14 protein-coding genes are annotated in these 15,432 nt (G+C 68.1%); 5 read left to right on the plus strand and 9 right to left on the minus strand.

The features are described 5' to 3' along the window. Positions 1-6: 6 nt before the first annotated feature. The 6 genes from ACZK08_RS19040 to ACZK08_RS19065 form a co-directional block, all read right to left on the minus strand. Positions 7-1,428 carry an FAD/NAD(P)-binding protein gene (locus ACZK08_RS19040; RefSeq protein WP_053519933.1) on the minus strand — a complete coding sequence of 474 codons (1,422 nt, stop codon included), beginning with the start codon at positions 1,426-1,428 and terminating at the stop codon, positions 7-9. A 69-nt stretch (positions 1,429-1,497) separates the two neighbouring features. Continuing rightward, complete coding sequence (cls, locus tag ACZK08_RS19045; RefSeq protein WP_053519935.1) at positions 1,498-2,916, minus strand: cardiolipin synthase; 1,419 nt, start codon at positions 2,914-2,916, stop codon at positions 1,498-1,500. Positions 2,917-3,034: 118 nt separating this feature from the next. Next, on the minus strand, positions 3,035-3,283 hold the full coding sequence (locus ACZK08_RS19050) for a hypothetical protein (protein ID WP_053519934.1): 249 nt from the start codon (positions 3,281-3,283) through the stop codon (positions 3,035-3,037). A 477-nt stretch (positions 3,284-3,760) separates the two neighbouring features. Beyond that, positions 3,761-3,928, minus strand: a complete 168-nt coding sequence (gene rpmG, locus ACZK08_RS19055) for a 50S ribosomal protein L33 (RefSeq protein WP_169411268.1) — start codon at positions 3,926-3,928, stop codon at positions 3,761-3,763. Positions 3,929-3,938: 10 nt separating this feature from the next. Further along, entirely contained in the window at positions 3,939-4,175 is a 237-nt protein-coding gene (gene rpmB / locus ACZK08_RS19060; protein WP_005411638.1) for a 50S ribosomal protein L28, read from the minus strand. A 242-nt stretch (positions 4,176-4,417) separates the two neighbouring features. After that, on the minus strand, positions 4,418-5,311 hold the full coding sequence (locus ACZK08_RS19065; RefSeq protein ID WP_065181416.1) for a LysR family transcriptional regulator: 894 nt from the start codon (positions 5,309-5,311) through the stop codon (positions 4,418-4,420). A 107-nt stretch (positions 5,312-5,418) separates the two neighbouring features. On the opposite strand from ACZK08_RS19065, the gene ACZK08_RS19070 reads away from it, so the two are divergent. The 5 genes from ACZK08_RS19070 to ACZK08_RS19090 all read left to right on the plus strand — a co-directional run bounded on the left by ACZK08_RS19070 (position 5,419) and on the right by ACZK08_RS19090 (position 12,154). Beyond that, on the plus strand, positions 5,419-5,808 hold the full coding sequence (locus ACZK08_RS19070) for a RidA family protein (protein WP_065181415.1): 390 nt from the start codon (positions 5,419-5,421) through the stop codon (positions 5,806-5,808). A 278-nt stretch (positions 5,809-6,086) separates the two neighbouring features. Then, positions 6,087-6,422, plus strand: a complete 336-nt coding sequence (locus ACZK08_RS19075) for a hypothetical protein (protein WP_053517722.1) — start codon at positions 6,087-6,089, stop codon at positions 6,420-6,422. 56 nt (positions 6,423-6,478) lie between these two features. Beyond that, positions 6,479-7,732, plus strand: a complete 1,254-nt coding sequence (locus ACZK08_RS19080; RefSeq protein ID WP_053517721.1) for a TolC family protein — start codon at positions 6,479-6,481, stop codon at positions 7,730-7,732. Beyond that, entirely contained in the window at positions 7,729-8,934 is a 1,206-nt protein-coding gene (locus tag ACZK08_RS19085) for an efflux RND transporter periplasmic adaptor subunit (RefSeq protein ID WP_065181414.1), read from the plus strand. Before ACZK08_RS19080 ends, ACZK08_RS19085 begins: the two co-directional genes overlap by 4 nt. Positions 8,935-8,944: 10 nt before the next feature. Continuing rightward, a complete protein-coding gene (locus ACZK08_RS19090) occupies positions 8,945-12,154 on the plus strand; it encodes an efflux RND transporter permease subunit (RefSeq protein ID WP_065181413.1) in 3,210 nt (1,069 codons plus the stop codon). A 123-nt stretch (positions 12,155-12,277) separates the two neighbouring features. On the opposite strand, the gene ACZK08_RS19095 is transcribed toward ACZK08_RS19090, so the two are convergent. The 3 genes from ACZK08_RS19095 to ACZK08_RS19105 all read right to left on the minus strand — a co-directional run bounded on the left by ACZK08_RS19095 (position 12,278) and on the right by ACZK08_RS19105 (position 15,357). Continuing rightward, positions 12,278-14,050: a DUF885 domain-containing protein gene (locus ACZK08_RS19095; protein ID WP_065174509.1), complete on the minus strand. Its 1,773-nt coding sequence runs from the start codon at positions 14,048-14,050 to the stop codon at positions 12,278-12,280. Between the two features lie 243 nt (positions 14,051-14,293). Beyond that, a complete protein-coding gene (locus ACZK08_RS19100; RefSeq protein WP_053517717.1) occupies positions 14,294-14,635 on the minus strand; it encodes a lipid-A-disaccharide synthase N-terminal domain-containing protein in 342 nt (113 codons plus the stop codon). Next, positions 14,635-15,357 carry a glycosyltransferase family 2 protein gene (locus ACZK08_RS19105; RefSeq protein WP_065174256.1) on the minus strand — a complete coding sequence of 241 codons (723 nt, stop codon included), beginning with the start codon at positions 15,355-15,357 and terminating at the stop codon, positions 14,635-14,637. Before ACZK08_RS19105 ends, ACZK08_RS19100 begins: the two co-directional genes overlap by 1 nt. Between the last annotated feature and the right edge of the window lie 75 nt (positions 15,358-15,432).

The following is a 15,432-nucleotide window of genomic DNA, read 5'->3' on the forward strand; positions in this document are numbered from 1 at the left end:
CCCATTTTACGGCATCGCCGTCGCGGCTCCTGCGACCACCTGGGTGGCCAGTGCCTGCGCCTGCTGGCGCAGTTCAGGCACCGCCAGGCTTTCCCACAGGCTGCCGATGCGCAGGCTGCCAAGTACGCCCAGCCGCGCCTGCGGCTGGCCGCCGGCGCTGCGCACGCGATCGCCGGGCACCGTGCTGTCCAGGCCCAGCCCATGCGGCCCGGGACGGGCCAGGCCATCGGCCTGAAGCTGCTGCAGCAACGGATTGCGCAACGCGGTGGCGCGGGTCTCCACACCGGTGGCGTTGATCACACCCCCGATCGTCCACTGCTGCGGGTGTCCGGCCGCATCGTGGCCCGACAGCTGCAGCGCATCGCCCTCACGCCAGACCCGATCCAGGCGTGCGCGATGCACGCGCAGCTGACCGCTGGCCTGCAATGCACGCAACTGTGCATCGACCTCTTCGGCGATGCGATGGCGATGTACATCCCAGTAGCGCACCACATGGCGCAGGAACCGCCGCTGATCGGCCTCGTCGAGGCTGCACCACAGCGCCTGTCCATGCGGACGGAGGCGGTCCATCACGCCCTGCCAGGGCAGGCCATCCGCCTCGGCCCGGCGCACCTGCCGGCGCAGCGTGCGCAGGCGCTGGCGCAGCGTCATCGGCAGCAGGGGGGCGGGGTCGAAATCCGGCAGGCCCGCGTGCGCATGCGGCAGCGGCAGCAGGCCGTGACGGGAAATCACATGCAGCGGGCCGGTGTGACCGGCCGCGACCAGCGCCAGCACCGTATCAGCCATGCTCAGACCGGAACCGACGATGGCCAGCGCGTGCGCGCCTGCCAACGCGCGCACGCCGTCGTAGTCCCAGGCTTCGACCACGGTGTCGGCAGGCAGTCCATCGGCACCGGCCACCGGCAGCGGACGCATGCTGTTGCCGGTGGCGAGCACCCCCTGCGCGGCATGCCATGTGTGGCCATCGCCCAGCTGCAGGCGGTAACCGGAGTCATCCGGGGTGAGGCCCCGCACCGGCTGCGCGATCACCTGCAGCTGCGCCGGGCTGGCCGCAACCGCCTCCTGCAGACGCTGCTGCAGGTACGCGGCGAAATGATGGCGGCCGACATAACGCTCGCCCAGCACCTCGCGCGTCTCGCCCGGGTAGGCGTTGACGGCCATCAGGTAATCGAGGAAGTCAGCCGGCTGCTCGGCGAACGCACTCATTTTCGCCGCCGGCACATTCAGCAGGTGCTCCGGCCACGGCGTGGCATAGGCGATGCCCTGGGCCAGCTGCGAGGCGGGTTCGAAGATGGCCAGCGCCAGTGGCGACCGGGCCTGGCGCAGCACCTGGATCGCCACCAGCACCCCGGCCGCACCACCACCGATGATCGCCAGGTCCAGTTCGCCATTACACGGTGAATCAGTCATGTGCCGATTGTAGGCCATCGGCCATGACGGGCCGGAGTGCCGCCGCGTGCGCAATGATCGAGACCGCTCGAGCTCCGGCGCACCGGTTCACATCAACGCGTCGGCCAGGCGTGCGATGCCTTCGCGGCTGCGGCGCCAGGCAGGACGCTTGCGCCACTGCTGCAGATCGAGCTGGCGCGACTGGCGCAGGTAATCGTCTTCAATGGCACACAGCTGCGTCACCAGCACGCGGTCGTAGCAGACCAGACCGATCTCGGCATTCAGCGCGAACGAGCGGATATCCATGTTGATCGAGCCGAGCACCGCGATGTCTTCATCCACGCTCATGTGCTTGGCGTGCAGGAACTGCGGCTCGTACAGGGCAATGCGCACGCCACAGCGCAGCAGCTCGTCGTAGTAGGCCTCCTGCGCCCAGGCGGTCAGCCGCTGGTTGTTGCTGGCCGACAGGATCAGCTGCACCTGCACCCCGGACAGCGCGGCGATGCGCAGCGCGCTCAGGGTCGCTTCGTCCGGCACGAAGTACGGGGTGACCATCACCAGCCGCCGGCGGGCCAGATGGATCAGTGCGGCGACGGCATCACGCGCGTTGCTGTACGGATAGGCCGGCCCGCTGGGCAGCAGCTGGGTGGCAACATCGTCGCTGCACTCGGGTACGTCGGCAATGACGTCCAGGCGCTGGCCGGTCTCGATGTACCAGTCGCTGGCGAACACGGCTTCCAGGTGTGCCACCGCCGGGCCGCGCACACGCGCCACCAGCTCGCGGTTGGGATGGCCTGGCACGAACTCCGGCCGTGCCAGGTTCTGAGAACCGATGTAACCCACTTCGTTGTCGATCACCGCAATCTTGCGATGGTTGCGCAGGTCCATGCGGCCGCTGCGGCGCCAGCGCAGCCCGCCGGGCAGCATCGCCCGCACTTCGATATCGCGCGCCTGCAGGCGCTTGCGGTAGGCGCGCAGGCCGCGCTTGGCGCCCACCGCGTCCAGCAGCACCCTGCACTGCACGCCGCGGGCGGCGGCACGCTGCAGCGCCTCGACGATGGCCTCGCCCACCGAATCGTCGAACATCAGGTAGTACAGCAGGTGCACGCGGTCTTCGGCCTGGTCGATGTCGGCGATGAGCGTGTGCAGCGATTCGTCGTAATCGGTGAGCAGATCGACGGCGTTGCCGTGCACCGGCATGAAATCGCCCTGGCGCTGCACCAGCGGCACGATTTCCGCACTGGCCGTATCCGGTTCCGGCTTCCAGCGCAGGCGGCGCTGCAGCGCCTGCTCTTCGCGGATGACCTGCGAGGCCTCGGCCTGGCGGCGGATGCGCTCGCGCGACAGCCACGGGTGGCCGAACAGCAGATACAGCGGCAGGCCCAGCAGCGGCACGAAACCGACCAGCAGCAGCCAGCTGCGGGCCGCGCCCGGCGTGGTGCGGGTCGGAATCCAGCACAGCGCGACCAGCCGGATCAGCCAGTCGATCAGCAGCAGATACGATCCCAGCAACCACTCAACCAGCATCGCGTCGTCCGTCGGCAGGTGATGGGCCATTCTGCCCAGCAGGGTGTGTAGAGTCGAGCTTGCTCGACTGCCTCAGCGCAGCCGGGCACGGGCTCGGCTCTACAAGGGAGGGCGGGCCTCAATGCCGCACCGGCACCTCGCTCAGCTGGCGAACCGATTCGGCGTGGCGGCGGCCGTTGAGCGCCATGCAGGCAATGGCCTGCGCCGCCCGCTCCAGCTGTGCATCCGGCAGCGGCGAGGAGGTACCCTTGCTCAGCGCCAGATGGTGGTCGCACAGCAGCAGCGCCATGCCTTCGATGCCTTCCAGCATGCGCTGCAGGCGCAGCCAGCCCAGTTCCAGGTCCTGCCGGTGTGATGGGGTGTTCATGCACCCTCCTTCAACGGATCTGGCCACCGGTGAAGGTGGCGGACGATGCGTGGTTGCAATACCGGGGAACAAGCAACGGGAACAAACCGGCGGGCACATGGCCCCCACGCACCGCCCGCCAGAAGGCAGAGCGGGTCGCCAGCCGCTGCAAAAGCAGGGGCAGCGGCTGGCGAATTTACCGTTACTCGATTCCTCGGGATTGCAAGCCCGGCCGCTGCAGATGCAGCGGCTTGCCATCATGGACACAGCGAAGCCAGTGATTCCAATTGATTTGGATCGCGCGAACTGCCGGAACCGGTAGGAAGAATCACTTATCGCATTCGGCCCATGATTCCGCGCACTGCGCCATAGGCGACAGCCTGCGCAGGGAGTACGGCAGGGCCGACCAACGGTCGGCACCCACCAGACCAGATGACAGGCATGAAAAAACCCGCCACAAGGGCGGGTTTCTTCGCGGGGACCAGCAATCCGTGCGGATTACTTGATCTTGCCTTCCTTGTACAGGACGTGCTTGCGCACGACCGGATCGTACTTCAGGAATTCCATCTTCCCCGGGGTGTTCTTCTTGTTCTTGTCCGTGGTGTAGAAGTGGCCGGTACCGGCCGAGGAAATCATACGGACCTTATCGCGCTTGCCTGCCATGATGCTTTACTCCTCAGACCTTTTCGCCGCGCGCACGCAGCTCAGCCAGAACGGAATCGATGCCGTTCTTGTCGATGGTGCGCAGTGCATGCGCGGAAACACGAAGCTTGACCCAGCGGTTCTCGCTGGCCACCCAGAAACGGCGCTCGTGCAGATTCGGCAGGAAACGACGACGGGTCTTGTTGTTGGCGTGCGAGACGTTGTTACCCGTCTGCACTCGCTTGCCGGAAACCTGGCATACGCGGGACATTGCGCACCTCGATAGTAGTTGTTGTCAGCCCGTAGCCCGGGAGACGGCGGCCTCGGTGGTTGCCCACCACACGTCAAGAGAATCAAAGGGTTACGCTGGCGTTGGGCGGCCGGGGACGTGCTCCCGGGGGCGCCGCCCGGCACGAAACCGGACACAGCGAGCCGCGCATTATGCATGCAATCAAGGCCTTGCGCAAGTTACCCACAGGAGCGGCCGGGCGTGGGCTCGGCCCTGCGGGTCCATCACCCCAGCGCTTCCACCACCCAGTCGATGAATACCCGCAGGCGCTGGCTCATGTGCCGGTTCGGCGCAAACATGATGTGCATCGGCATCGACGGCAGCTGCCAGGCCTGCAGCAGCGGCAGCAGTTCACCGCGTGCCACGTGCGGCTCGGCCATGTAGCTGGGCAGGGCGACCACGCCCAGCCCGGCCAGGCCGGCGGCGAGGTAGGCATTGCCGTCATCGAAGCCGACCGAATGGCGGCCCTGCACCTGGACGGTCTCATCGCCGCGCCGCGCGGCGAAGACCCGCGCCCGCCCGCTGCGTGGGCTGAGCAGCCCAACCATGTGGTGCTGCGGTCCCTCCAGCGCGCGCGGATGCTCCGGCAGACCAAAGCGCTGCACGTAGTCCGGGCTGGCGTGGAAGCCGATCGGCAGCTCGCCCAGCGGCCGTGCCACCAGGGCCGGGTCGGCCGGGGTGCCGCCACGGATCACGCAGTCGACGTTGTCGGCGATGACGTCGACCTCGCGGTCGCTGACGCCGATGTCCAGCTGGATCTCGGGGTAGCGCGCCTGGAAGTCCGGCAGTGCCGGCACCAGCCGCAGCCGCGCATAGGGCCCGGGCACGTCGATGCGCAGGCGGCCGCGCGGCTGCACGGCGGCATCGCCCAGGCCACCCTCGACCTCTTCCAGCTCGGCCAGCAGGCGGGCAATGCGGGGGTAGTAGGCCGCACCATCGGCGGTGACGCTGACCCGCCGCGTGGTGCGGTTGAGCAGGCGCAGACGCAGGTGCGCTTCCAGCTGCTGCACCAGCTGGGTCACCGTGGTGCGACTGATCTGCAGGGTCGTCGCGGCACGGGTGAAGCTGCCGGTCTCCACCACACGGGCAAAGGCGCGCATGGCCTCGAAGCGGTCCATCGGCGATCCGATTGTTTGGGTTGTGCGATCAATCTAGTCCGATCATCGCGGTATATCCAGACAACAATCGCGAGCAGGATGGCGGTTCTTCCCATCAGGCCCTTCCCATGTCACACCGCGATGTCGTTTTCCCCGTTGGCCGCCAGGCCCTGTATGACCGCAACCGCTACTCTCCGGCGATCCGGTCCAATGGCTTCCTGTTCGTCTCCGGGCAGGTCGGCAGCCGCGAGGATGGCTCGCCCGAACCGGACTTCGAGGCGCAGGTCCGTCGCGCCTTCGACAATCTCAATGCGGTGCTGGCCGCCGCAGACTGCACGTTCGATGACGTGATCGACGTGACCGTGTTCCTGGTCGATCCGGAGAAAAACTTCGAGAAGGCCTGGGCGATCGTGCCCGAGTACTGGGGAGAGGCGCCCCACCCCACCCTGACCGGTATCGGCGTGACCTGGCTGTACGGCTTCCAGTTCGAGATCAAGGTGATCGCGAAACTGCCGTGACCCGGGTAGTGCCGGCCGCTGGCCGGCAATGCGATGGGATCAGAGCCCTTTCCAGAGAAAAGGGATCTGACCCCAGCGGCGAAAAGCGTGTCGACCAAGGTCGACACCTACCAGAGCACATGTGCGCGACGCACCCGAACGGCGGGTTGGGTCAGAGCCCTTTCCGGAGGAAAGGGATCCGACCCCGCGCCCGCCCAGCTGAACGGGAGATTCCGACGAATTCCCGAAGTGGCCATTGATATTGTATCCGGCGAAAACCGCTTGCTAGCCTCCCCTCCATGCGCCGGATCGCCCGCCACCTACGCTCGTACCTGCTGATGCTGCTGATGGCGGCATTCGTGGTCGTGCCGGTGGCCGACGCGCTGGCGTGCGCGGTGGAACCGCATGCCAGCGTGGCACATGTGGAGTCGGCGGCCGATGACACCGCAGGCGACAGTGACAGCAAGCACACCGGTGCCTGCACGCATAACCACTGCCACCATTCCACCTCCAGCCTGCCGGCGAACACCTTCGCCGCCTTCGATGCGCCGCTGCCGGCGCGCTGGATGACGGCCGGCGATGCGACGGCCTACGCCGTCGCCCAGGATGAACTGACGCGTCCCCCCCGGGCGTGAGCTGAGCGCGTCCCGCTGCTGCGGGCTCCCGTTTCACTCACAACCGGAATCCCCCTATGTCGATCCTGACACCACGGTCGCCGCGTGCGGCCGGGCTGGTCGTCGCCGTGTTGCTGGGCCTAGCCCCGGCGGCATCGGTGATGGCGCAAGCTGCTCCTTCCTACGACACCCTGCTTGAACGACTGGACCAGCTGCCCGGCGCCCGTGTGGGCTCGGCGCTGGCCGAGGCTGCCGACGCCCGCGCCGACCAGGCCCGTGCGCTGCCCAATCCTTCCCTTTCCTGGTCGGCCGAGAACGCGTGGGGCACCGGCTCCTACGGCGGCATGGGCAAGGCCGACAGTGTGCTCAGCCTGTCCCAGCCGCTGGAGGTCTGGGGCCAGCGCGGCGCGCGCGTACGTGCCGCCCGTGCCGAGGCCCAGGCCGCCAATCTGCGTGGCGCGCAAAGCCGCAGTGATGTTGCCGGCCAGCTGGCCGCGGCCTACGCACAGGCAGAGAGCGCATTGCGCCGCTACACCCTGGCCGAAGAGGCGCTGGCCCTGACCCGCGACGATGCCAAGGCCGTCAATGCCATGGTCAGGCAAGGGCGTGAACCGCAACTGCGTGCGGTGCAGGCGCAGAGCGAGGTGGCCAATGCCAGCGCCGCGCTGGACGAGGCGCAGGCCTTCCGCGACGCCGCGCTGGCGCGCCTGGCCGGCGCCGCGCTGCTGGATTCGCCGGTGCAGTCGATCGACAGCAGCCTGCTCGACCGCGCACCTCCGCTGCCACGCGGCGCCACCGATGCCGCACTCGCGGTGCGTATCGCCGAAGCCGAAGCCGATGCGGCCGGCCGGCTGGTGGACGTCGAGCGCAAGCGGGCGCTGCCCGACCTGAGCCTGACCGCCGGACAGACCCGCTTCCGCGAAGGCGGCGAACGCGCTTACACGCTCGGCGTCAGCCTGACCGTGCCGTTGTTCGACCGCAACCGGGGCGGCATCCGTGCCGCCAGTGCCGACCAGCGCGCGGCCGAAGCCCGCCTGGACCAGCAACGCCGCGACAGCGAGGCCGGACGGCTGTCGGCCATTGCCGGGCTGAAGGCCGCCAGCAGCCGCACCCGCGCCGCCGATGAAAGCGTGGTGGCGGCCGAGGAAGCCTATCGGCTGGCCCGCGTCGGCTTCGATGCCGGACGCATCTCGCAGCTGGAACTGCGCAGCACGCGCAGCGCGCTCATTGCCGCCCGCGGCACCGCGGTGGATGCACGCCTGTCGCGCGTCGCCGCGGAAATCGATCTTGCCCGCCTCGAGGGGCGCGCACCCTTTATGGAGGCCCCATGACACTGTCCCGTTCCTTTCCCCTGCTTGGCGGCGTCGTGCTGGCCGTTCTCCTCGCCGGCTGCGCCGGCAACGCACAGACACCGGAAACAGCCGATGCCACTGCAGCCAAAGCCGGCAGCGATGACGGCCACGGGCACGCAGCCGACAGCCCGGACGCCAAGGCCGAGGCTACCAAGGCACCGGCCGACGCCGACGAAGGCGTGGTGCAGCTGACGCCGGAACAGATCAAGGCGTCCGGTATCGAAGTGGTGGCCGTCGGACGCGGTGGTGGCGGCTCCACCCGCCTGTCGGGCCGTGTCGAACCATCGGTGGGCGCACGTGCCTCGGTGGCGTCCACCGTGAGCGGTCGCGTCGAACGCGTGCTGGTGGCACCAGGCACAGCGGTGAAGCAGAACCAGGCCCTGGCGATCGTGGTCAGCGGCGAAGCCGCCGTGTTCCGCGCCAACGCTCTGGCCGCATCGGCCGAAGCCGAGGCGGCACGCCTGGCCTACGGCCGCGACAAGGCGCTGGTCGAACAGGGCGTGGTCGCCCGCCAGGAGCTGGAAGCATCGCGCGCCCGTTCGCTGGCCGCACAGGCGCAGGCGACTGCCGCACAGGCGCAGGCCGCGGCCAACGGTGCGCCCGATGCCAGTGGCCGCGTGCGCATCACCAGCCCGGTGACCGGCATCGTCGGCAACGTCCAGGTCACTCCAGGCGGCGTGGTCGCCGCAGGCAGCGCGGTGGCCGATGTCGCCGATCCGGCGATGAACGAACTGGTGTTCACCGCACCGCCTGCGCTGGCCGCGCAGGTCACCCCGGGCATGACGCTGGACGTCACGGTGCCGGGCGGCAGCTTCACCGCCACGGTCACCGGCTCTGCGGCCGACGTGCGCCAGCAGGGCGGCGTGGCGGTCATCCGCGCGACGCCGGTGGAGGCGGCCTTGCCGCCGGCCGGTTCGCCGGTCTCGGCCAGGGTGGTCACCGAAGGCCGGGAGGGTGCACTGAGCGTGCCAGCCGATGCCGTGCAGAACGTCGACGGCAGCAGCGCCGTGTTCGTCGCCGTGGAAGGCGGTTTCAAGGCACAGCCGGTGCTGGCCGGCCGTCGTGCCGGTGATCGCATCGAGATCCTGGGTGGACTGAGCGGCAACGAGCGCATCGTCGGCACCAATGCCTTCCTGCTCAAGGCCGAACTGGCCAAGGGCGAAGCCGAGCACGGCCACTGAGGAGGCGACCATGTTCAAGCTCATCATTGAATCAGCGGTGCGCTTCCGCTGGCTGGTGGTGTTCCTGGCGGCGCTGATCGCGGCCTGGGGCCTGTTCCAGCTGGGCAAGCTGCCGATCGACGCCGTGCCGGACATCACCAACCGCCAGGTGCAGATCAACACGGTGGCACCTGCGCTGACACCGGAACAGATCGAGCGGCAGGTGACCTACCCGCTGGAAACCGCGCTGGCCGGCATTCCCGGCCTGACCACCACCCGTTCGCTGTCGCGCAACGGCTTCTCCCAGGTCACCGCGATCTTCACCGACGCGACCGACATCTACTTCGCCCGCCAGCAGGTGGCCGAGCGCATGCGTGAAGCGGCGGAAGATCTGCCCGATGGCGCATCGCCGCTGCTGTCGCCGGTCACCACCGGCCTGGGCGAGGTGCTGATGTGGACGGTGGACTTCACCCCGTTCGATCCCGCCCGGCTGGCCAGACCGGGGGATGCGGGCTGGCAGGCCGGCGAGGTCTACCGGACGCCGGAGGGCAGCCTGCTGCGCACGCCGGAAGAACGCGCCACCTACCTGCGTACGGTGCAGGACTGGATCATCGCGCCGCAGATGCGCTCCAGCCCGGGATTGGCCGGCGTCGATACGGTCGGCGGGTACGTGAAGGAGTACGGCGTGCACCCGGACACTGCCAGGCTGGCTGCGCATGGCCTGGGCCTGGCCGACCTGGTCACGGCACTGCAGCGCGCCAACGTGCAGGCGGGTGCCGGTTTCGTGCAGCGTGCCGGCGAAGGCCTGGTGGTACGTGCGGACGGCCTGGCACTGACCACTGATGATCTGGCGCAGGCCCCCGTTGCGACCCGCAACGGCGTGGTGGTGCGCGTGGCCGACGTGGCCGATGTCGATCTCAGCCGTGCACCGCGCCTGGGCGCGGCCAGCCGCAATGGTCACGAGGCCGTGCTCGGTACCGCCTTGATGATCGCCGGTGGCAACAGCCGCACCGTCGCGCAGGCGGCAGCGGCGCGCCTGGAGCAGGTCAACAGGTCGTTGCCGGCCGACATCGTGGCCGTGCCGGTGCTGGACCGCAGCGTGCTGGTGAACTCCACCATCAGAACCGTGGCAAAGAACCTCACCGAAGGTGCGCTGCTGGTGGTGGTGGTGCTGTTCCTGCTGCTGGGCAACCTGCGCGCGGCAACCATCACCGCGCTGGTGATTCCGCTGTCGTTCCTGTTCGCCGTGATCGGCATGAACCGCTTCGGCATCAGCGGCAATCTGATGAGCCTGGGTGCGCTGGATTTCGGCATCCTGGTGGACGGTGCAGTGATCGTGATCGAGTCGACGCTGCTGATGCTGGGCCAGCGCCGCGCCGAACTGGGCCGTGCGCTGACCGCGATGGAACGTCTGCGCGTGGCGGCGGAGTCGGCGCGGAAGATGGCGCGTCCAGCGGCGTTCGGCCAGTTGATCATCCTGCTGGTGTTTGCGCCGATCCTGACCCTGGAAGGCGTGGAAGGAAAAACGTTTCATCCGATGGCCGCCACGTTCATGCTGGCTCTGGTGGGTGCCTTCCTGTTCTCCTTCACCTTCGTGCCGGCCATGGCTGCGCTGCTGGTGCGCGAGCCGAAGCTGAAGGAAAGCGGGGCGCACGCCGATGACGGCGAACACGAAACACGCCTGATCCGCGTGCTGCGCGCACGCATCGAACCGGTGATCCGCAAGGCGGTGGACCACCCACGCTCGGTGCTGGCCGGCGCGGTGATGATGGTGGTGGTGGGCATCGGTTCGTTCTCGCTGCTGGGCCGCGAATTCATGCCGACGCTGGATGAGGGCAATGTGGCGATGCAGGCGCTGCGCGTACCGTCGACCTCGCTGGAGCAGTCGCTGGCGATGCAGCTGGCGCTGGAAAAGGCGATTGCCGGGCAACCGGAAGTGGAAACCGTGTTTTCGCGCACCGGTACCGCTGAAGCCGCGATCGACCCGATGCCGACCAACATCTCCGACAGCGTGATCGTGCTGAAGCCGCGCAAGGAGTGGCCCGATCCGACGCTGGACAAGGAGGCGCTGGTGGCGCGCTTCGAGGCGCTGGCCGGGCAGCAGCTGGGCAACAGCTTCGAGTTCAGCCAGCCGATCGAGCTGCGCTTCAACGAGCTGATCTCCGGCGTGCGCACCGACCTGGCGGTGATGATCTTCGGCGATGACTTCAGCCAGCTGCAGAAGGTGGCCGACCAGGTCGCGTTGAAGCTGCGTGCGGTGGACGGTGCGGCTGACGTGCGGGTGGAGCAGATTTCCGGCCTGCCGACCCTGAACGTGAAGATCGACCCTGTCGCCGCCGCGCAGTACGGGCTGACCGCTGCGGACGTAAGCGATGCACTGGCCACCGGCATCGGTGGCACGGCGGCCGGCAAGATCTTCGAGGGCGACCGACGCTTCGACGTGGTGGTGCGGCTGGACGATGCCGCACGCAACGATCCGGACCAGCTGTCATCGCTGCCGATTGCCACACCGGCCGGACTGGTCATTCCGCTGTCCTCGGTGGCCCGCATCACGGTCAGCGAGGGACCGAACCAGATCAGCCGCAACAATGGCAGCCGCCGGGTGGTGGTGCAGGCCAATGTGCGCGGCCGCGACCTGGGCGGCTTCGTCGGCGAAGCGCAGGCAGCGGTGGCCGACGTGGCGCTGCCGCCGGGCGCCTATCTCACCTGGGGTGGCCAGTTCGAGAACCTGCAGCGCGCGGAAAAGCGCCTGGCAACGGTGGTGCCGGTCGTGTTCCTGCTGATCGGCAGCCTGCTGTTCATGGCCCTGCGCAGTGGCAAGGAAGCCGTGCTGGTGTTCAGCTGCGTGCCGCTGGCGCTGGTCGGCGGCATTCTCGCCCTGCTGCTGCGTGGCATGCCCTTCTCGGTATCGGCTGCGGTCGGCTTCATCGCCGTGTCCGGCGTGGCCACGCTGAACGGCCTGGTGTTGATGCAGGCCGTCCGCGAGCGGCTCGATGCCGGTGACCTGCCCCTGCAGGCGGCAATCAACGGTGCCGCCAGCCGGATCCGCGCGGTGCTGACCACGGCACTGGTGGCGATTGTCGGCTTCATTCCGATGGCGATCGCCAGTGGCTCCGGTGCGGAGGTGCAGAAACCGCTGGCGACGGTGGTGATCGGTGGCCTGATCACGGCGACCGCGCTGACCCTGCTGGTGCTGCCGACCTTCGCTGCGCGCGTGGCCAAGCCGCGGCCGGTGCGCTGAAAGACGACGGGGCAGGATCCTGCGATCCGGCCCCGTCTGCCGCGCTTCGCGCTCGCCGGGCGTGGCCCGGCGCTACCACCACGCATTCCGGTAGCGACGGGCCATGCCCGGCGGCATTTCGGATCAGGCCTGCTTGCGCTGCGCGATATAGGCCTGGATCTGCTGTTCCAGTACCGGCAGCGGCACCGACCCCTGCTTGAGCACGGCGTCATGGAAACCCTTGACGTCGAACTTGTCGCCCAGCTCCTTCTCGGCCTGCGCGCGCAGGCGCACGATGGCGATCTCGCCGAGCTTGTAGCTCAACGCCTGGCCCGGCCAGGAGATGTAGCGATCCACTTCGGTGGTCACTTCGTGCTCGCTCAGCGCGGTATGGTCACGCAGGTAGGCGATGGCCTGTTCCCGGGTCCAGCCCTTGCTGTGCACCCCGGTATCGATCACCAGGCGTGCCGCGCGCCACATCTCGTAGGTGAGGCGACCGAAATCCTCGTAGGGGGTTTCATAGATGCCCATCTCCACGCCCAGCTTCTCGCTGTACAGGCCCCAGCCTTCGCCGTAGGCGGAGATGTAGGCGTTGCGGCGGAACTCGGGCTGTTCGCCCTGTTCGGCGGCGAGCGCGCCCTGCAGGGCATGACCGGGATCGGACTCGTGCAGGGTCAGCGCTGGCAGGTTGTACAGCGGCCGCGCCGGCAGGTTGTAGGTGTTGAGCCAATAGGTGCCCATGCCACCGCGGCCTGCGGTCCAGAACGGCGCGATGTCCGGCGGCACCGGCACGATGGTGAAGCGCGCGCGCGGCAGTGTCATGTACTTGCCGATGACACCATCGATGCGCTTGGAGATCCACGCCGCCCGATACAGCAGCTCGTTCGGGGTCTTGGCGTAGAACTGCGGATCGGTGCGCAGGAAGGTCAGGAATTCGCCGAAACTGCCCTTGAAGCCGACCTGCTGGATGATGTCGTTCATCTCCTTCTGGATGCGCGCGACTTCGCCCAGGCCGATGCGATGGATCTCATCCGGCGACAGGTCCAGCGTGGTGTATTCGTGGATCTGCTGCCTGTAGAACGCCTTGCCCTCCGGCATCGCTTCGGCCGCCAGGGTGGTACGCGCCTGCGGCACGTACTCGTTGACGAAGAAGGTACGCAGCTGCTGGAACGCCGGCACCACCTTGCCGCTGATCGCCGCACGGGCCTGCGCCTGCAGCTGCGCCTGCTCGGCCGCCGGAATGCTGGCCGGCAGCTTCTTGAACGGCGCGTACAGCGGCGACTCGGTGGGGTCCTTCAGCTCGGCGACGGTGGCGATGGAGACCTCGCGCCCGTCAAGCACCGCGCGGGGCACGCTGAAACCCCGCTTGAGTCCGGCGCGCATGTTCTCGGTCTGCTGGCCGAAATAGCGCGGCACATCGTCCAGGCGTGCGATGTAGTTGCGGAAGTCCTGTGCGGTCTTCATCTCGCGCCGGGCCATGAACGAGAGATTGGACCAGAACGAGGAATCGGAGTTGAACGGCATCTCGTAGGCCCGCAGACGCACCTCCTCGGCGAGGTTGAACACCTGGTCGCGGTAGATCGCGTAGTTCACCTGGTTGTCGGCGCTGAGTGTCTTCGGGTCGATCTTCTTCAGCTCGGCCAGGGTCTGGTCCCAGACCTTCAGGCGCGCCTGCTGCGCGGCCGCGCCCACATCGGGCAGCCGCGTGGCGTTGGCCGGCGCGTCGCCATCCTCGCTGGCTTCACCGCCCCCGGCCTGGCGCCACTTCCATTCCTTTTCGTACAGCGCGCGGAAGGCGGCATCGGCCGCCGATTCGGTGGTCGCAGGGGCGGACGCCGCGAGCGCGGGCGGAGCCGCCACGACGGCAGCCGGAGCGGACAGGGCGATGAGCAGGGCAACGGCAAGACGGGTTTTCACGAGCACAGGTTCCCGGGAAGGCAGACGCCGATCATGGCACCGCCGGACAGCCGGGGCATGGTTCAAAAGTCCTGCCTGCGCTGCAGGACCGGTAGCGCGGAGAACGGACACCTCCGCCGGGCATGGCCCGGCGCTACCGGCGTTCGATCCCGCCCAGGTGCCGCCTCAACGGTTGGATCGGTAGCGCGGGGCCATGCCCCGCGAGCGCGCAGCGCGGAGAACGGACACCTCTCCGGCGCTGCCTCAATGGCTGGCTTTGTCCCGCTTCCAGCCGCGATGGCGGATGTCCAGGTGCAGGCTGTACAGCGCGGTGAACGCCGGGAACAGGTTCTGCAGCACGCCCACCGAATCCTGCTTGGCCGAGAACAGGAAGTAGCTCAGCGTCATCAGGCTGCCGATCACGCTCATGTACCAGAACAGGCGCGGGATGACCGGCTTGCCGGCACGCCGGGAGGCGATGAACTGGACCAGCCAGCGGCCGCCGAACATCAGTGCGCCGGTATAGCCGATCAGCTTCCAGCCCGTCACATGCAGGCCGGTCCAGAACAACCAGGTCAGCGGCTGGTCGAGCCAGTGCAGCGCCATCATCGTTCTTCCACCGCGGTACGCCTGCTGCGGGTGATCAGCCAGGCAACGCCCCGCAGGTCGCGGATGCCGACCAGCGCACGGCCGAGGTTGTTGTACTTGGAGACGCCAGCGGTACGGTGACGATGGTTGACCGGCACGCTGGTGGTCTTCCAACCGGCACGCTGCATCAGCGCCGGCAGATAGCGGTGCATGTGGTCGAAATACGGCAGGTCGAGGAAGGCTTCGCGCTCGAACAGCTTGATGCCGCAGCCGGTGTCGGGCGTATCGTCGCGCAGCATGCGCGCCCGGATGCGGTTGGCCCAGCGACTGGCCCAGCGCTTGCTGCCGCTGTCCTGGCGGTTGACGCGCCAGCCGGCAAACAGCTTCACCTGCCCGTCGGCAGCATCGCGGGCCGCCAGCAGCTTGGGGATGTCGGCCGGATCGTTCTGGCCATCACCATCCAGGGTGGCGATCCACGGCGCACGGGCATGCTTGACACCGGTGCGCACCGCTGTGCTCTGCCCGCTCTGCTCGACGTGGTGCAGCACCCGCAGCTCCGGCGTGGTGGCTTTCAGGCCCTGCAGCACCGCCAGGCTGTCATCGCGGGAGTGATCGTCGACATAGACGATCTCGAACGGCAACCGGCCCCGCAGTGCCGCGACGATTTCGGCGATCAGGGGCGCGACATTGTCGCGCTCGTTGAATACGGGGACGACAACGGAAAGCTCGGGTTGGCTCATGGGTCACTCGGCCAAGAGGGGACAAAGACCGCGCATTCTCCGAAGCCGAGGTTATCCGAAGATGAATCCGGCTGT

It is taken from the genome of Stenotrophomonas sp. 112478_Sma (assembly GCF_056479905.1).